Here is a 17,407-nt window from a genome sequence, read left to right as displayed (position 1 = left end):
GAACGATCAGTCGTCCAGCGACGCCAGATCCGCGTTGAAGGTCGCGCTGGGGCGCATCACCTTCGACATCTTCTCGGGGTCCGGGTAGTAGTAGCCGCCGATGTCGGCGGGCTCGCCCTGGACCGCGCGCAGCTCCTCCACGATGGTGGCCTCGTGCTCGGTGAGCGCCTTCGCGAGCGGCGCGAACTTCGCGGCCAACTCCGGGTTCTCGGTCTGCGCGGCCAGCTCCTGCGCCCAGTACAGCGCCAGGTAGAACTGGCTGCCGCGGTTGTCCAGCTCGCCGGTGCTGCGCGACGGGGCCTTGTTGTTCTCGAGGAGCTTGCCGGTGGCGGCGTCCAGGGTGGTCGCCAGGACCTTCGCGGCGGCGTTCTCGTTCTTGATGCCCATGTCCTCGAAGCTCACCGCGAGCGCGAGGAACTCGCCCAGCGAATCCCAGCGGAGGTGGTTCTCCTCGGTGAGCTGCTTGACGTGCTTGGGCGCCGAGCCGCCGGCACCCGTCTCGTACATGCCGCCGCCCGCCATGAGCGGGACGATCGACAGCATCTTCGCCGACGTGCCGAGCTCGAGGATCGGGAACAGGTCGGTCAGGTAGTCGCGCAGGATGTTGCCCGTCGCGGCGATGGTGTCGAGGCCGCGCATCGCGCGCTCGAGGGTGTAGCGCATGGCGCGCACCTGGGACATGATCTGGATGTCCAGGCCCTCGGTGTCGTAGTTCTTCAGCTCGGCCTTGACCGCCTTGATGAGCTCGTTCTCGTGCGGACGGTACGGGTCCAGCCAGAACAGCACGGGCGTACCGGAATTGCGGGCGCGGTTGACGGCCAGCTTGATCCAGTCGCGGATCGGGGCGTCCTTCACGGTGCACATGCGCCAGATGTCGCCCTCCTCCACCTCCTGGGAGAGGATGACCTCGCCGGTGGCGTTGTCGACGATGTTGGCGGTGCCGGCGGCCGGGACCTCGAAGGTCTTGTCGTGGCTGCCGTACTCCTCCGCCTTCTGCGCCATGAGGCCGACGTTCGGGACGGTGCCCATGGTGCGGGGATCGAAGGCGCCGTTGGTCTTACAGAAGTTGATGATCTCCTGGTAGATGCGCGCGAAGGTGGACTCCGGCATCACGGCCTTGGTGTCCTTGGTGCGGCCGTCGGCACCGTACATCTTGCCACCGGCGCGGATCATGGCGGGCATGGAGGCGTCGACGATGACGTCGGACGGCGAGTGGAAGTTGGAGATGCCGCGCGCCGAATCGACCATCGCCAGCTCCGGGCGGTGCTCGTGGCAGGCGTGCAGGTCCTTGACGATCTCCTCGTGCTTGCTCGCGGGCAGCGTGGCGATCTTGTCGTAGAGGTCGCCGAGGCCGTTGTTGACGTTGACGCCCAGCTCGTCGAAGAGCTCCTGGTGCTTGGCGAACGCGTCCTTGTAGAAGACCTTCACGGCGTGGCCGAAGACGATGGGGTGCGAGACCTTCATCATGGTGGCCTTGACGTGCAGCGAGAACATGACGCCGGTCTCGTAGGCGTCCTGCATCTGCTCCTCGTAGAACTCGAGCAGGGCCTTCTTGCTCATGAACATCGAGTCCATGACGTCGCCCGCGCCGAGCTTGACGCTGTCCTTGAGCACGTGGGTCTGGCCGTCGGCGGTGACGAGTTCCATGCGCAGGTCGCGCTCGCGGTCCAGCGTCGTGGACTTCTCGCCGTGATAGAAGTCGCCGTGCTTCATGTGCGCGACGTGGCTGCGCGAGGCCATCGACCACTCGCCCATGCTGTGCGGGTTCTTGCGGGCGTACTCCTTGACCGCGCGCGGGGCACGACGGTCCGAGTTACCCTGGCGCAGAACCGGGTTCACGGCGCTACCGAGGATGGTGGAGTAGCGCGTCGCGATGTCGCGCTCCTCGTCGGTCTTCGGCTCGGAGGGCAGGTCCGGGATGTCGTAGCCCTTGGACTGCAGTTCGGCGATCGCGGCCAGCAGCTGCGGCACCGAGGCGCTGATGTTCGGGAGCTTGATGATGTTGGCCGACGGATCGAGGGTCAGTTCACCCAGGGCCGCGAGGTTGTCCGGCACCTTCTGCTCGTCCGTGAGGCGCTCGGGGAAGGTCGCCAGAATGCGCGCCGCGACCGAGATGTCGCTCGTCTGCACGTCGATGCCGGCGGGCCCGGCGAAGGCGCGGATGATCGGCAGGAACGACGCGGTGGCCAGAAGTGGGGCCTCGTCGGTCAGCGTGTAGATGATGGTCTGCTGCTGCGCACTCATGTGTGTTTGCTTCTCCCGAATGTCTTGGTCGGTCGACTCTGTACGAACTGCTCTGTCAGTCTCCATGTAACGGTTCCCCCAGTATCCTCCCCCACCCCGACGGCCCGCGACGGCAGTCCGGCAAACGCGGGCCGTCCTCCCCGATTACGCTGTCGCCATGGCCGGAGGACTCGCTGCCCTGCTCGACGACATCGCCGCCCTCGCGCGGCTCGCCGCCGCGTCGGTCGACGACGTCGCGGCCGCCGCGGGGCGCGCGAGCGTCAAGGCCGCCGGTGTCGTGGTCGACGACACGGCCGTCACCCCACGGTACGTGCAGGGCATCAAGCCCGAGCGCGAGCTGAGCATCGTCGCGCGCATCGCGAAGGGCTCGCTGCGGAACAAGCTGATCTTCATCCTGCCCGCCATCCTGCTGCTGAGCTGGATCGCTCCCTGGGCCCTGACCCCGATCCTCATGCTCGGCGGCACGTACCTCTGCTACGAGGGTGCCGAGAAGATCTGGGAGAAGCTCAGCGGCCACGGGGAGGTCGAGGAGCCCTCGTCGTCGACGGGCGAGGTGGACGAGGACACGGTGGTCGCCGGCGCCATCCGCACCGACTTCATCCTGTCCGCGGAGATCATGGTCATCGCGATGAACGAGGTCGCGAGCGAGTCGATCTGGTCCCGGGCGCTGATCCTCGTCGTGGTGGCGATCCTCATCACCGCGCTGGTGTACGGGGTGGTCGCCGCGATCGTCAAGATGGACGACGTGGGGCTCGCGCTCGCGCAGCGCCCGTCCGAGTTCAGCCGCAAGGTCGGCACCGCGATGGTCAAGGCCATGCCGGTGGTGCTGAGCGTGCTCGCGAACGTCGGCATCGTGGCCATGTGCTGGGTCGGCGGCCACATCCTGCTCGTGGGCCTCGACGAACTGGGCTGGCACTGGCCCTACTCCGTGGTGCACCACTTCGAGACCTGGGCGCACGACCTGATCCCGGCCATCGGCTCGGTGGTCGGCTGGCTCGCCAACACGCTCGGCTCGGCCCTGTTCGGGCTGGCGGTGGGCGCCGTGGTCGTCGCGATCGTGCACCTGATCGGCAAGCTCCGCGGCGCCCCCGCCGCGCACTGATCTACCGGACCGTCTACCGGACCGGCACCACGACGCGGGTCCGCAGCTCGGCCTCCGGCACCGCGCACGGGTCGTTGAGATAGACGTTGAAGTGGTGCGTCGCCGGATCGTCGACGGTCCGCGCGAGCACCAGTCCGTGCGCGGCGACGTACGCGCCGATCAGCTCGTGCGCCCGCGGGATCGCCTGCGCGTACGCCCCGTCGACGACCGCCTCGACCGCCCGGCCCGCCGGGGCCGTGAACACGGCGAGCGGCGCCGCGACGGTGGTGCCGGCGGGCACCTCGAAGTACACGGACTCGTCGACGTCGGACTCGCGGAACTCGTCGTCGTGCTCGATGCAGCCGCCCGGGCCGATCGGGGCGAGGCCCTGAGCCCGGAGCGCGGGGAGGAAGCGCTCCCACAGCAGGCCCTCCCCGGCGTAGTCGGGGACGGTGCCGCGCAGGTGCACGAGCGTGCGGGCGGGCAGTGTGGTGAGGGAAACGGTGTCGGTCATGGTGGGCTCCCGGATCAGAGTGTCGATGAGGCGGAGCCGTGCGGCGGCGTCCGCGGCGGCTGCGGCGAGCTCGAGACGCTGCGCGCGCAGGGCCTCGTCGAACGCCGGGGTGCCGCGGACGGCCAGCAGTGCCCCGATGGCGGACACGCCGAATCCCACGTCGCGCAGCCGGCGGATCGCGGCGGCGTCGGCGAGCTGCGCCGGCGCGTACCGGCGATAGCCGTTCGTCGCGTCGATGTCCGCGGGCACCAGGACACCGTGGGTGTCGTAGTGGCGCAGCATCCGCACGCTGATCCGGCTCAGGGAGGAGAACCTGCCGATGGGCATGAGGTCCGGGGTGTCGGTCACGGACTCCACTCTGTCGGCTGACACGGTGTGAGGGTCAAGCCCCGGGCAGCGACGACCCCGCCGCCGGTGCCCCGGCGCGCGCCGCGCCCTCCGCGAGCAGGAACTGCGCGCCGGTGTACGTGGCCATGACGGCGCCCTCCAGCCACGCCGGAGGGTCGGCGAGGACGAACTTGCGCAGCCCGAGGATCGAGTCACTGAGCAGGAACAGGCCCGCGCCCGCGAGGGTGGCGCGCCGGGCGTCCGCCGGGATCTGCGGGCCGAGCACCGATGCGGCCGCCGCCGTGCCGCTGAGCAGCGCGGAGTAGCCCGCGAGCACCGGAGCCAGGAAGGGCTCGGTGCGGTACGCGGCGAGCAGCGTGCGCGGGGCGCCCACGGCCCACGCGGCGCCGACGGCGGCCGGCTTCGCGAGCGTGGCCTCCGGGTCGCGCTGGGCGAGGAGCCCGCTGATGTACGCGGCGTGGCCCGTGGCGAAGGCGCTCGCGCCCAGCGCGAAGTGCTTCGGCTCGTCGCCGAGCAGCGCCGCGTCGCCCACCCAGCCGGCCGCCTGACCGGCGAGCGTGCTGCTGCGCAGCGGCGAGCGCCGCGCCCGCGGATCGGTCGCGAAGGACGCGGCGAGGGTTGGCAGCAGCAGCGGCTTGGTGAACCGGCGCGCGCGGTGGTGCGCGGGTCGCGGCGAGGCCGACAGGGTGGTGTCGACCGCGGCGAGCGCGGCGTAGGCGAGCTTGAGGGCGGTGCTGGCGCGGGTCACCGCGCCAATCTATCCGTAGGCTCGTCCCGTGAGCAGCGACACCGTGCCGGCCGCCCCCGCATCCGAGGAGGGACGCATCCGCGTCCCGCGCGACCTGGATGCGATCACCGACGTCGGCACCGAGGACCACACCGACGTGGACCGGCGCGCGATGGAGCGCATCTGGCTCGCCGCCCGGTCCTGGTACGCGGCGGGAATGCAGCCCGCGATCCAGGTGTGCGTGCGGCACCGCGGCCGCGTCGTGCTCGACCGCGCTATCGGGCACGCCCGCGGCAACGGCCCCGACCTCCCGTCGAACCGGGACGAGGCGGCGGAGCCCGTGCCCGTCACCGTCGACACCCCGTTCTGCACGTACTCCACCGCGAAGGGCGTGGCGGTCACGGTGCTGCACCGCCTGATCGAGCGCGGCGACCTCGACATCGAGGCCCGCGTGGCCGACTACATGCCGGAGTTCACCAGCGATGGCAAGGACCGGATCACGGTGCGGCACGTGCTGACCCACAGCGCGGGCATCCCGATCAACACCGGCCCCAAGCCGGACCTGAAGCGGTCCGAGGACAGCGCGTACACGCGGGCGATGCTCGCCGGCATCAAGCCCGTGTACTCCCCCGGCAGGCTGCACTTCTACCACGCGCTCACCTGGGGGCCGCTGGTCCGCGAGCTGGTGCTGGCCGCCACGGGGCGGACGATCCGCGAGATCGCGGCCACGGAGATCCTCGACCCGCTGGGCTTCCGGTGGACCAACTTCGGCGTCGCGGCGGAGGACCTGCCCACCGTCGGCCTGAGCTACGCGACGGGCAGGCCCGCCCCGCCCGCGATCGAGGCCGCCTTCCGGAAGGTGGTGGGCGGCACGATGCAGCAGATCGTGCCGATGTCGAACTCGCCGCAGTTCCTCACCGGGATCGTGCCCTCGTCGAACCTCGTCTCGAACGCGCAGGAGCTGTCCCGGTTCGCGGAGATCCTGCGCCGCGGCGGCGAGCTCGACGGGGTGCGCGTGCTCCGCCCCGAGACCCTCGCGGCGGCGACCCGGCAGGCGCGGCGCCTGCGTCCCGACTTCGCGACCGGCGGCGCGCCCCTGCGGTGGGGCACCGGGTACATGCTGGGCTCGGAGCGGTTCGGCCCGTTCGGCCGGCACGCCCCGGCCACCTTCGGACACACGGGCCTCACCGAGATCGCGATGTGGGCGGACCCGGAGCGGGATCTGGCGGTCGCCGTCGTCTCGAGCGGCAAGCCGGGAGGCCACCCGGAGGCGAAGCGCTACCCGGCTCTCCTGGACGCCATCGGCGCGGCCTTTCCTCGCGCGCGCGACTGACGCCGGAGCTCGTCTCAGCCCCCTTCCATAGGGCATTCCTACCGTAGCGATAGGGCGTTTCACCTCGACTTTCAGGTATTTCTAGAATAATTCCAGAAAAGCTGGAATCCGGCGCTCCGCGGACGTACAGTGAAGGACGCGCGGCCCGCCAGCCCGGCCGCCTCGCTTCAACAGCCGTACACACATCCGTACCGAGAGGAACGCCGTGTCCGAGGATCAGACCACCTCCCCCCAGGAACAGACGAGCGGAAGCGGCGGTTGCCCCGTCGCCCACGGTTCGCTGCGCCCGCCCGTGGCCGGCGGTGGCAACCGCGACTGGTGGCCCGACGAGGTCAACCTGAAGGTGCTCGCGAACAACCCCGCCGAGGGTGACCCCCTGGGTGCCGACTTCGATTACGCGGCCGCGGTCGCCACGCTCGACGTGGACGCCGTTCGCGCCGACGTCGTCGCCGTCATGCGCGAGTCGCAGGACTGGTGGCCCGCCGACTTCGGGCACTACGGCCCGCTGTTCATCCGCATGGCGTGGCACTCCGCCGGCACCTACCGCACCACCGACGGCCGCGGCGGCGGCGGCGCGGGCCTGCAGCGCTTCGCGCCGCTCAACAGCTGGCCCGACAATGTCAGCCTCGACAAGGCGCGCCGCCTGCTGTGGCCGGTCAAGCAGAAGTACGGCCGCACGCTGTCCTGGGCCGACCTGATCGTGTTCGCAGGAAACGTCGCCCTCGAGGACATGGGCTTCACGACGGAGGGCTTCGCCTTCGGCCGCGCCGACGTCGCCGAGCCCGAGGACGTGTACTGGGGCCCCGAGCACACGTGGCTCGGCTCCGACGGCCGGTTCTCCGGTAAGCGCGAGCTCGACCAGCCCCTCGGCGCGACCCACATGGGCCTGATCTACGTCAACCCCGAGGGCCCCGAGGGCGTGCCGGACTTCCTGGCCGCCGCGGACGACATCCGCGAGACCTTCGGTCGCATGGCGATGAACGACGAGGAGACCGCGGCGCTGATCGTCGGCGGCCACACCTTCGGCAAGACCCACGGCGCGGGACCGGCGGAGAACGGCCCCGAGCCCGAGGCCGCCCCGATCGAGCAGCAGGGCCTCGGCTGGAAGGGCCACAACGGCACCGGTGTCGGCAAGGACGCCGTGACCAGCGGGCTCGAGGTCATCTGGACGCACACCCCCACCAAGTGGGACAACAGCTTCCTGGAGATCCTGTACGGCAACGAGTGGGAGCTCTTCCAGAGCCCCGCGGGCGCGAACCAGTGGCGCCCCAAGGACGGCGGCTGGGCGAATTCGGTGCCGGAGGCCTTCGGCACGGGCAAGACCCACCCGTCGATGCTCACGACCGATCTCTCGATGCGTTTCGACCCGATCTACGGCGCCATCACGAAGCGCTGGCTCGACAACCCGCAGGAGCTCGCCGACGCCTTCGCCAAGGCCTGGTTCAAGCTGCTCCACCGCGACATGGGCCCGACCTCGCGCTACATCGGCCCGCTCGTGCCCACGACCGAGCACCTGTGGCAGGACCCGATCCCCGCGGCCGAGGGCACCCCGATCGACGCCGCCGACGCCGACGCGATCACCGAGCGCATCCTGGCCACCGGCCTGACCACCGCCCAGCTCGTGAAGACCGCATGGGCGGCCTTCTCCTCGTTCCGCCGCACCGACAAGCGCGGCGGCGCCAACGGCGGCCGCCTGCGCCTGCAGCCGCAGGCCGGCTGGGAGGTGAACGAGCCCGACGAGCTCGCCCAGGTGATCCGGACGCTCGAGGGCGTCGTCGAGGCCTTCAACGCCGAGTCGGGCAAGAAGGTCTCCTTCGCCGACGTCGTCGTCCTCGCGGGCAACGCGGGCGTGGCGCAGGCGGCGAAGGCCGCGGGCGTCGACGTGACGATCCCGTTCACGCCGGGCCGCACCGACGCGACGCAGGCCGACACGGACGTCGAGTCCTTCGCCGTGCTCGAGCCGCGCTTCGACGCGTTCCGCAACTACGTCGCCAAGGGCGCACCGATGCCGGCGGAGTACCTGCTCGTCGAGAAGGCGAACCTGCTCGGCCTCACCGCGCCGGAGATGACGGTGCTCATCGGCGGTCTCCGCGTGCTGGGCAACAACTTCGGCGGTTCCGAGGCGGGCGTCTTCACCGACCGCCCCGGCACGCTGAGCAACGACTGGTTCGTGAACCTGCTCGACATGTCGACGAAGTGGGCTCCGGCTTCCGACGACGACTCGACGTACGTGGGCACCGATCGGGCGACCGGCGAGAAGAAGTGGACGGCCACGCGGGCCGACCTCGTCTTCGGCTCGAACTCGATCCTCCGCGGCATCGCGGAGGTCTACGGCGCCTCCGACGCCGGCGAGAAGTTCGTGGGCGACTTCGTCGCCGCGTGGACCAAGCTCGCCAACGCAGACCGGTTCGATGTGAAGGCCTGATCCTCTTCCACCGGCCGGAAGCCGCGCCCCGCACACCGTTCCCGGTGTGCGGGGCGCGGTCGTTCCCCCATCGAATTTCAGTTAGCGAGAGTTAACCCTGAATGCGATTCGCGCCGGTCGCAGGCGTACGCTCACCCCATGCCGTACTTCGACCGGGTCTCCGCGACCACGTTCCGCCCGACCGCGCACGTCTCCGGCGGATGGAACACCGCGGAGCAGCACATCGCACCGCCCATGGGACTGCTCGCGCACGCCGTGGAGCACGACCGGGACGCGCGCCGCGACGACGACCTGCGCATCGCGCGCCTCTCCTACGACATCCTCGGCACCCTGCCGATGGACACCGTCGAGGTCGACGTGCGCGTGATCCGGGCGGGACGCACCATCGAACTCGTCGAGGCGACCCTGAGCCACGGCGGCCGCGCCGGACTCGTCCTGCGCGCCTGGCTGCTCGACCGGCGCGACACGCGCGAGGTCGCCGGCTCCGAGCTCGATCCGATACCGCCCGCCGACCGGATGCCGCAGTACGATCCGAGCGCGGTCTGGCCCGGCGGCTACATCGCGTCCGCGAGAACCCGGCGCCAGGAGGTCCACCCCGGCCGGGCGGCGTACTGGGTGGAGTCCGACGTCGAACTTCTCGACGAGCCGACGGGCCCGATCGCTCGCGCCGCACGCCTGTTTGACATCGCCAACGGCATGACACCCCGGTTCACTCCGGACGAGGTGGCGTACCCCAACCTCGACCTCACCGCGCACCTGTTCCGGGACCCCGTCGGCCCTGCTCTCGGCTTCGACACCAGGGTCTCGACGGGACCCGATGGCGCAGGTCTGACCCATTCGGTCATTCACGACATCGCGGGCCCGGTCGGAACCGTCGATCAGATACAAACCGTGCGTCTACGCTGAAAAGCAGTCAAGAGTGTGGTTACATTCCGAGCGTTCAATTCACCCTGCCGAAGGGAGCTCTCATGAATACTCGGATCACTCGGACGATCGGTGCAGTAGCCGCCGCCGCCGCGCTGACCGTGGCCCTCACCGCCTGCGACAACGCCAAGGACACGGCGAACGACGCCAAGGACGCCGCGACGTCGGCGGCCGGTAGCGCGGCGTCGGCCGTCACCGGTGCGAACGGCGCCGGAGCGGGCGAGTCCGGAGCGAACGGCGCGGGCTCGGAGTCGAAGGCCGCCGTTCCCTCGACCAGCATCGCGACACCCGGCGGCACGGAGGTCACGCTGACCGACGGCCCGATCATCGGCGAGTACGCGAAGTACGGCTACGACAAGGGGCACCTCGGTGCGCCGCTCGGCCCCGTCTCGGCGCTGCCGGACGGCAAGGGCAAGTACCTCACCCTCAAGGGCGGCACCATCTACTGGTCCGAGGCCTCGGGCGCGCACGTCGTGCACGGCGTGATCGGCGACAAGTGGGGCGACCAGGGCCACGAGGCCGGCAAGCTGGGCTACCCCACCAGCGACGAGACCGCCGAGGGCGGCGCGATCAAGCAGACCTTCCAGAACGGGACGATCACCTTCCGCGACGGGGTCGCGACGGTCTCCTAGTCCCGACGACGGTCACGACGCCGTCCCGATGTACACCGTGCGTGCGGCGAGCACGAAGGCATCGGGGCGGCGTCGCACGTTCTGCGGGTCCGCCGGGTCGGTGAGCCGGCGCAGGACCTCCACATCGTCCGGGTCAAGGCGGTCCGCCATCCGCAGGTAGCGGCCCAGCATGTGGGCGACGCCGCGGCGGGCCCCGTCGTCGAGCGGGGCGGGGCGGTCGACCAGGAAGGTCCGCGCCTCCACGTCGCGCAGGCCCGCCGCCCGCAGGATCGCGGGCCAGTCCTCGGGCGCGGCGACGGTGCCGTCGAGCGCGGCCCGCATCTCCCCGAAGCCGGCGGACTGCAGGGCGTCGAGCCGCTCGGCGAGGCCCGGGCGCCCGAGCCCGATGTCGCGCGGGAGGAACCGCGAGGGCAACCCGCCCTCGGCCACCGCGAGCACACCGCCGGGGGTGAGCCGGCCGGCGAGCGCCGCGACCGCGGCGACCTGGTCCCCCACGTGGTGCATCGTCTGCGCGGTCCAGATGAGGTCGGCGGCGGGCAGCTCCGCGAATCCCGCCGGCAGGTCGGTGCGCAGCGTCTCGATCGAGTGGCCGGATGCTGCGCCGCGCTCGCGGGCCCGGTCCAGCAGCGCGGGGGCGCCGTCGACGGCGATCACGCGCGCCGCCGGGAATCGCGCCGCCAGCGCCTCGGTGAACACCCCGGGGCCGGCACCGACGTCGAGCACCGTCGCGGGTGCGGCGAGGCGATCGGCGAGCACATCGAAGGCCCGGGTCGCGTACGGCAGGAGAACCTCCCCCTCCGCCTCGATCTCGGCCGCGAGGGCCGCCCAGTCCGGATGGGTGTGCGCGTGCGTATGTGCGTGGTCCGCCATGCGATCCAGCGTGCCCACGGCGCGACGTGCCGGGCAAGTTCTCGTGCCGTTCCGGCAAAACGTCACGCGATCCGGACGCGCACGCCCGGAGGCAGCACGGCCCGCGCATCCGGCAGGCGAGCCGGGTCCACGCCGCGCAGCACGACCGTGACCGGCGGGGCGGTCCGCAGTTCGACGTCGTGCGCGGGGAAGCCGGCGGCGGCCAGGGCCGCGCGGATCCGCGCGGGCACCACCCACCCGCCGGGCACCGCGACCCGAGCCGGGTCCACCGGCCGCGCCGGCACCGCGGGCAGCGGCGCGCTCGGCGCGGCGAGGGCCGCGCCGAGCAGGTCCGCGATCGCGTCGACGTGGGCGGCGGCGGACGCCGCGTCGTAGAGATCCGGATGGAAGACGCCGTCGACGACGAGGTCGTCGCCGGGCTCTGAGTACACCGAGATCAGGCAGTCCGCGACCGGCCCCCAGGCCGCCACGTCCAGCGACCAGCCGTCGGTCCGCACGTCCGGGAGGACGTTGACGATGGGGCCGTAGACGCGTCCGGTGCGCCACGCGGCCGGCACCGCGGTGAGCAGGTCCTCGGGCCGCTCGCCGCGCGCGATCCGCTCCGAAGCCGCCGCCAGCCAGCCGCGCACCTCTGTGGCCAGGCTCGCGGGCGTCGCCTCCGCGGGCACGGCCAGGCGGGTGGGCACCACCGCCATCCACTGCACGGGAGTGGCCCGCTCGAGAGCGGTCCGGCGCAGGCCGGCGGTCACCCCGACGTGGGCGTCCGCGGTACCGAGGTGCCGGGCGGTGTACGCCGCGACGGTGCCGACGGCCTCCGCCGGCCAGGACCGGCGGCCCGCGACGCCGGGCGCCGCGATCCTCGCGCGGTGCTGCCGGGGACTGTCCGACGGCGCAGCGGTGCGCTCCGCGAGGGCGATCTCGAGGCCGGGTTCGCCGACGCCGTCCGTCGCGGCGGACCAGAAGGCGGTGTCGGGCGGGCGCTGGGGCGCGGTCTCGGCCGCGAGGGCCGCGAGATCCCCCAGGCGCTCGTGCGGGAGGGGCGCACCGTCGGCCTCGGCGCGCACGCGGGCGACGATCCGGCGGAAGACGCCGGTGACCGCGTAGCCGTCGAGGACGGCGTGGTGCGCGAGCACGCGCACCACGTGGGCGCCGCCGATCCGCGCGATCGTCGCGCGCACCAGCGGCCCACCGTCGAGGTGCAGCGTGCCACCCGCGCGCCACGCCCGATACGCCTCCTCCGAAGCGAACCGCTGCACCTCGACAGGAGCGGGACGGGTCGCGACGAGCCGCACCCCGTCGTCGACGACCGCCCCGACCGCCGCGGCCTCGGCCTCGGCGAGCGCCGCTGTCGCGGCCCGGGTGAGGGCAGCGGTGTCGATGGGGAGCTCGGTACGCCACGCCGCGTCGATCACGAGGGAGCGCGCGCTCGGGCGCTGCGCAGCGAGCTGCAGCATCGCGACCTGCGAAGGGAGTGGCTGCACGCCGCTCACCCTACGTGCGGCCGAGCGGCGGAATGCACTGGTTGTCACAGCATCGCGACAATGTCCTATATTCGAGCGACGGAGCAACATCGGAAAGTCCTGAGGAGCCCATGAGACCGAACGGTGCACCGGCCGCACCGGCGGGCAGCGGCCGCCGTATGCGCCGCCACTCATGGGCGCTCGCGTTCCTCGATTTCGTCCTCATCTGCGTGTTCCTGACGACCACGAACACGTCGACCGCCTCGCCGGTCAGTCACGTGATCGAGGGCGTCCTGGGTGCCGCGATCTCCGTGAGCGTGTTCTACCTGTTCGGGCTGTACCGCACGCGGATCACCCTCAGCGCCCTCGACGCCGCGCCGCAGCTGGCGATCGCCGGATGGATGCTCGCACCGCTCGGCGTCGTCACCGTCTGGTACGACGACCACAGCCAGCTGATCGGGGCGGCACTGTGCTGGGTGCTGCTCTTCGCCGGGCGGGTGCTCTACTACGGCGCGGTCCGGCGGCACCGCGCGCGGCACCCCGAGAACGGGGGGCGCACCCTCGTCATCGGCGGTGGCAAGGTCGCGGGCGAGCTGGTCCACTCGATGTTCATGTTCCCCGAGTACGGGCTGCGTCCCGTGTTGGTGATGGACGACGACCCGCTCGACGCCACCGCGTTCCCGGTCGAGGTGATCCCGCGCCGCAACGATCTCGCGCGCCTGATCCGCGAGCACGACATCGACACGGTGATCGTCGCGTTCTCCCGCGACCGCGACGCCACGCTGGTCGAGCCGCTACGCGACTGCGACACCCTGGACTGCGAGATCTACGTCGTCCCGCGGCTGTACGAGTTCGTGCACCAGGACCGCGACATGGACCGCATCCACACCACGCCGCTGGTGCTGGTGCGCCGCCTGGCGCTGCGCTCGAGCCACTGGCGGGTCAAGCGCGTGACCTCGTTCGTGACCTCGCTCGTGGGGCTGGTGCTGCTGTCACCGCTCCTGCTCCTGGTCTCGGTGGCGATCAAGCTCCAGGAGCCGACCGCGCCGATCCTCTTCCGGCAGACCCGCGTCGGCCAGGACGGCCGGCTCTTCTCGCTGTACAAGTTCCGGACGATGCGGCCGGTCCCCGACGAGGAGTCGGACCGCGACTGGACCGACGAGCGGCTGCGGATCACGCGGCTCGGCCGGTTCCTGCGGCGCCACTCGATCGACGAGCTGCCGCAGCTGTGGAACGTGGTGCGCGGCGACATGTCCGTGGTGGGTCCGCGGCCCGAGCGACCGCACTTCGCGAACCGCTTCGGGGCGGAGATCCCCGCCTACCAGTCCCGGCACCGCGTGATGGTGGGCCTGACCGGGTGGGCCGCGATCCACGGGCTGCGGGGCGACACCGACATCCGGGACCGCGCATCGTACGACAACTACTACATCGAGAACTGGAGCCTGTGGCTCGACGCGAAAATCCTGCTGATCTCGGTCGGCACGGTGCTCTTCGGTCGCGGCGGCCGCTAGCCGCCGGCCCGCACCTCGGCGAGGACGACCGCCGCGGCGCACTGGTCCGTGTGGGTCAGCGAGACCTCGGCGCGGAGCCAGCCCTGCTCGCGGGCGCGGGCGGCGAGGCCGCCGTGCAGCCGCAGCTCCGGGCCCCGGGGCGTGTCGGCGACCTCGATCTCACGCGGTGGGGTCGGCACGGCGGGGCCGAGGCGCAGCGCCTTGATCGCCGCCTCCTTCGCCGCCCAGCGCGCGGCCAGGCGGCGCGCGTCACCCGCGCACGCGGCGAGCTCGCCCGGCGTGAAGAGCCGCTCCGTGAAGCGCGTCCCGAAGAGCGCCACCGACTCCTCGATCGCGGCCACCTCGGCGAGGTCGATCCCCACACGGTTCACCGCACCGCCTCCGCCACGATCGCGCGCATCCGCTCCTGGAACGCGGGCACGGAGAAGCGCTCGGCGTGCGCGCGCAGGGCGGCGGGATCGAAGTCCGCGGGCCGCAGGTCGCGCATCGCCGCGGCGAGTGACTCGATGAACGGCTCGTCGGGACCGTCGGGCACCAGTACCCCGGAGACCTCGGGTACTACGGTGTCCAGCGCCCCGCCCGCGGCGCGCGCGAGGACCGGGGTGCCCGCGGCCATGGCCTCCACCGGGACGATCCCGAAGTCCTCCTCGCCGGGCATGACCGTGGCGATCGCGTCGCGCTGCAGCCGCACCATCTCCGCGTCCGAGACGCGGCCGAGGAAGACGGTCTCGTCGCCCGCGATGCGGCGCAGGGCGGCGTCGTGCCGCCCCTCCCCGGCGACGACGAGGCGCGCCCCGGCGCGCTGCGCGGCACGGATCGCCACGTCGACCCGGCGGTACGGCACGAGGCGCCCGGCGACCAGGAAGTAGCCGCCGGGGGCGGCACCGTCGGGCGTGAACCGCGCGACGTCGACGGGCGGAGCCACCACCCGCGCCGGGACGCCCCACCAGCGTTCGATGCGCTGCGCGACGGCGGTCGAGTTGGCGAGCACGACGTCGAGGTGGGGCACGGCGGCGGTCTCGACGGCCCGGGTCTGCGCGGCGAGCCCCGCCAGCGCGAGCCTGCCCGCGCCGCCGAAGGCCTCCCCCGACCGCAGCTCCGGCAGCCATGCCCAGCGGGCGGGCGAGTGCACGTAGGCGATGACCGCGACGCCGGGCCAGGCCCGCGCGGCGGAGACCGCCATGGCGTGGTGACTGATGACGACCGCGTCCGCGCCGGGGTCCGGGCGGTGCCGGCGCCACGCCGCCGGCGCGAGCGGGATCAGCGGGGCGTGCGAGCGACGGCCGAGGGCCCGGTGCACCCGGTCCAGCCCGGTGACGGCGATCCGATCGCGCAGCTCCGCGGGGACGGTGCGCGGGTCGGCGAAAGCGACGTGCAGTCGGCTGCCGGGCCAGGCGTCGACGAGAGCCCGCGCGACGTTCTCGGAGCCGCCCTGTTCGGTCCACCGCTCGTGGACGACGGCGATGCGCGTCATCAGGCCTCAGCCGGCGAGCTCGCGGACCGTCGCCGCGAGTGAATCCAAAGTGCTAAATGTGTCCTTGGTCATTGACGCGTCTGGGAACTCGATAGTGAATCGGTCTTCAATAGCCAGCATGACATTCACTGCGGCGTGGGACGTGAGACCAAGTGCATACAGATCATCACCACCCGAAATTTCCGCAACAGGCCTGGTCAACCGGCCGTGAGCGGCCACGATCGCGCGAATCGCCTCGTCCACCACACCTCCCCCGTACGTCGCACCCCGGCACGACGCCGACCGCGAGCTCGTTTGCAGTCACGACTCCCGCGCCGCCGCCGTACACCCTAGCCTGGTAACATGTTGCAGTGACAACGGTTCCAGCCACGGAGAAGAGACCGATGACGCAGGCCGCAGCAGCACGTGCGATCGACTTTACTGACCTGCACGCGCGCCAGCAGGAGTTCCGCGACTCCCTCTTCGACGCCGGACTCCTGATCCCGTCGGGAGTCGACGGCGTGTACGGCCACGGCGCCGCGTTCGCGGAGCTGACGGCCGCGGTCGACGCCCTCGTCGGGCGGACCATCCGCGACGTGCACGGCGGCGCCGCCACCGTGCTCTCCTTCCCTCCCGTGATGCCGCGCGAGTACCTCGACCGCACCGATTACATCGCGTCCTTCCCGCACCTCGCGGCGGCGGTGTCCACCTACACGGGTGGCGACGCGGAGCACCGCCTGCTCCTCGCTGGCCGCAACGCGGGCCACGACTGGGGCGGCCACTTCCACGCGAGCGACGTCGCGCTCGTCCCGTCGGCGTGCCACTCGGTGTATCCGGTCCTGAGCGGGCAGCTGCCCCGCGACGGAGCCTGGGTCGACGTCGCCGGCTACTGCTTCCGCCGCGAGCCGTCCCCTGCTCCGGAGCGCATGCAGTCCTTCCGCATGCGCGAGATCGTCCGCGTCGGCTCCGAGCGGGCCGCGGTCGCGCACCGCGATTCCTGGGTCGCCCGCGCCGCCGACCTGCTCACCGATCTGGGGCTGCGGGTGCGCCACGAATCCGCGTCCGACCCCTTCTTCGGCCGCGGTGGGCGCATGCTCGCCGCGAACCAGGCGATGGAGAACCTCAAGACCGAGGTCCTCGTGCCGCTGTACGGCGACGACGCTCCGTGGGTCGCCGTTGCGTCCAGCAACTATCCTCGGGATCATTTCGGGGTGCACTTCGACATCACCACCGTGGACGGCGTGCCCGCGCACAGCGCGTGCCTCGGCTTCGGCATCGAACGGATCGCCCTCGCGCTGCTCGCCACGCACGGCCTCGACCGCACGGCGTGGCCCGCGGCCGTCACCGCACACCTGTGACGGGCGTCCGCGTTCACCTGACGGGGACCACCTGGCCGGGTGCCGCACCCGGCGGCCTGCCCCGCTACTTCGCGGACCTGTACGCGGCCCTGCGCCGGCGTCCCGACGTCGCCGCGACCGCCGTGGCCTTCGGTGCCCCGGAGCCCGGGGGCGCGACGTGGGGCCCCGACGCCGGGTCGACCGCGGCCCGCGTCCGGGCGTCGCGTCGGCGCGCGCCGGACGGCACCGCGGTCCTCGACCGGCACTTCGCGCTCTACGGGCCCGCACCCCGCGGGGCCGCGCTCGTCACCCACTTCCACGGCCCGTGGGCGCAGGAGAGCGCCACCGCGGGCGAGGGCCGGGCCGCCGTCGCGACCAAGGCACTCGTCGAACGCGCCCGCTACCGCGGGAGCGACCGCTTCGTGGTGCTCTCCCAGGCCTTCGCGGACGTCCTGGCCGCGCGATACGGCGCCGACCGCGGCGCGATCGCCGTGATCCCGCCCGGCGTCGACCTCACGCGCTTCACCGCGACCCCCGCCCCCGACGGC

16 protein-coding genes are annotated in these 17,407 nt (G+C 72.1%); 8 read left to right on the top strand and 8 right to left on the bottom strand.

All coding sequences use genetic code 11. From position 1 onward, the window contains the following. Positions 1–6 precede the first annotated feature (6 nt). Positions 7–2,244, bottom strand: a complete 2,238-nt coding sequence (locus ACM9LD_RS20805) for an NADP-dependent isocitrate dehydrogenase (RefSeq protein ID WP_415678442.1) — start codon at positions 2,242–2,244, stop codon at positions 7–9. Between the two features lie 157 nt (positions 2,245–2,401). On the opposite strand from ACM9LD_RS20805, the gene ACM9LD_RS20800 reads away from it, so the two are divergent. Next, positions 2,402–3,346 (top strand): DUF808 domain-containing protein, encoded by a 945-nt coding sequence (locus ACM9LD_RS20800; RefSeq protein WP_415678441.1) that lies wholly within the window; start codon positions 2,402–2,404, stop codon positions 3,344–3,346. Positions 3,347–3,359: 13 nt separating this feature from the next. Here the strand turns inward: ACM9LD_RS20800 and ACM9LD_RS20795 are convergent, their stop codons facing one another. Beyond that, on the bottom strand, positions 3,360–4,187 hold the full coding sequence (locus tag ACM9LD_RS20795; protein ID WP_415678440.1) for a MerR family transcriptional regulator: 828 nt from the start codon (positions 4,185–4,187) through the stop codon (positions 3,360–3,362). A gap of 34 nt (positions 4,188–4,221) precedes the next feature. After that, positions 4,222–4,935, bottom strand: coding sequence for a lysoplasmalogenase (locus ACM9LD_RS20790; RefSeq protein ID WP_415678439.1), 714 nt, complete (start codon positions 4,933–4,935; stop codon positions 4,222–4,224). A gap of 28 nt (positions 4,936–4,963) precedes the next feature. On the opposite strand from ACM9LD_RS20790, the gene ACM9LD_RS20785 reads away from it, so the two are divergent. The 4 genes from ACM9LD_RS20785 (at position 4,964) to ACM9LD_RS20770 (ending at position 10,228) form a co-directional block, all read left to right on the top strand. After that, positions 4,964–6,247, top strand: coding sequence for a serine hydrolase (locus ACM9LD_RS20785; RefSeq protein WP_415678438.1), 1,284 nt, complete (start codon positions 4,964–4,966; stop codon positions 6,245–6,247). 205 nt (positions 6,248–6,452) lie between these two features. Continuing rightward, positions 6,453–8,672, top strand: coding sequence for a catalase/peroxidase HPI (katG, locus tag ACM9LD_RS20780; protein WP_415678437.1), 2,220 nt, complete (start codon positions 6,453–6,455; stop codon positions 8,670–8,672). A 138-nt stretch (positions 8,673–8,810) separates the two neighbouring features. Further along, a complete protein-coding gene (locus ACM9LD_RS20775) occupies positions 8,811–9,578 on the top strand; it encodes a thioesterase family protein (RefSeq protein ID WP_415678436.1) in 768 nt (255 codons plus the stop codon). A gap of 62 nt (positions 9,579–9,640) precedes the next feature. Then, positions 9,641–10,228 carry an LGFP repeat-containing protein gene (locus ACM9LD_RS20770; RefSeq protein WP_415678435.1) on the top strand — a complete coding sequence of 196 codons (588 nt, stop codon included), beginning with the start codon at positions 9,641–9,643 and terminating at the stop codon, positions 10,226–10,228. A 12-nt stretch (positions 10,229–10,240) separates the two neighbouring features. On the opposite strand, the gene ACM9LD_RS20765 is transcribed toward ACM9LD_RS20770, so the two are convergent. Both ACM9LD_RS20765 and ACM9LD_RS20760 read right to left on the bottom strand, forming a co-directional pair. Further along, positions 10,241–11,098: a class I SAM-dependent methyltransferase gene (locus ACM9LD_RS20765; protein WP_415678434.1), complete on the bottom strand. Its 858-nt coding sequence runs from the start codon at positions 11,096–11,098 to the stop codon at positions 10,241–10,243. A 62-nt stretch (positions 11,099–11,160) separates the two neighbouring features. After that, positions 11,161–12,579: a condensation domain-containing protein gene (locus ACM9LD_RS20760; protein ID WP_415678433.1), complete on the bottom strand. Its 1,419-nt coding sequence runs from the start codon at positions 12,577–12,579 to the stop codon at positions 11,161–11,163. Between the two features lie 158 nt (positions 12,580–12,737). On the opposite strand from ACM9LD_RS20760, the gene ACM9LD_RS20755 reads away from it, so the two are divergent. Continuing rightward, on the top strand, positions 12,738–14,069 hold the full coding sequence (locus tag ACM9LD_RS20755) for an exopolysaccharide biosynthesis polyprenyl glycosylphosphotransferase (protein WP_415678432.1): 1,332 nt from the start codon (positions 12,738–12,740) through the stop codon (positions 14,067–14,069). Here the strand turns inward: ACM9LD_RS20755 and ACM9LD_RS20750 are convergent. The 3 genes from ACM9LD_RS20750 to ACM9LD_RS20740 are packed head-to-tail and all read right to left on the bottom strand — an operon-like array spanning position 14,066 to position 15,789. Next, entirely contained in the window at positions 14,066–14,440 is a 375-nt protein-coding gene (locus ACM9LD_RS20750; protein ID WP_415678431.1) for a holo-ACP synthase, read from the bottom strand. The two genes, ACM9LD_RS20755 and ACM9LD_RS20750, sit on opposite strands and share 4 nt — an antisense overlap. Continuing rightward, positions 14,437–15,543: a glycosyltransferase gene (locus tag ACM9LD_RS20745; RefSeq protein WP_415678430.1), complete on the bottom strand. Its 1,107-nt coding sequence runs from the start codon at positions 15,541–15,543 to the stop codon at positions 14,437–14,439. The genes ACM9LD_RS20750 and ACM9LD_RS20745 overlap by 4 nt, the downstream gene beginning before the upstream one ends. A 6-nt stretch (positions 15,544–15,549) precedes the next feature. After that, positions 15,550–15,789 carry an acyl carrier protein gene (locus tag ACM9LD_RS20740; protein ID WP_415678429.1) on the bottom strand — a complete coding sequence of 80 codons (240 nt, stop codon included), beginning with the start codon at positions 15,787–15,789 and terminating at the stop codon, positions 15,550–15,552. Between the two features lie 137 nt (positions 15,790–15,926). Here ACM9LD_RS20740 and ACM9LD_RS20735 point away from each other — a divergent pair, with 137 nt between their 5' ends. Further along, positions 15,927–16,880, top strand: coding sequence for an amino acid--[acyl-carrier-protein] ligase (locus ACM9LD_RS20735; RefSeq protein ID WP_415678428.1), 954 nt, complete (start codon positions 15,927–15,929; stop codon positions 16,878–16,880). Beyond that, positions 16,877–17,407: glycosyltransferase (locus ACM9LD_RS20730; protein ID WP_415678427.1), on the top strand; the 531-nt coding region annotated here is incomplete at its 3' end. The genes ACM9LD_RS20735 and ACM9LD_RS20730, both read left to right, overlap by 4 nt.

The organism is Tsukamurella hominis (assembly GCF_965137015.1).
In the GTDB taxonomy this organism is placed as follows: domain Bacteria; phylum Actinomycetota; class Actinomycetes; order Mycobacteriales; family Mycobacteriaceae; genus Tsukamurella; species Tsukamurella hominis.
Note: the sequence above shows the minus strand (reverse complement) of the source record. Positions and strands in the feature narration are given on the sequence as shown.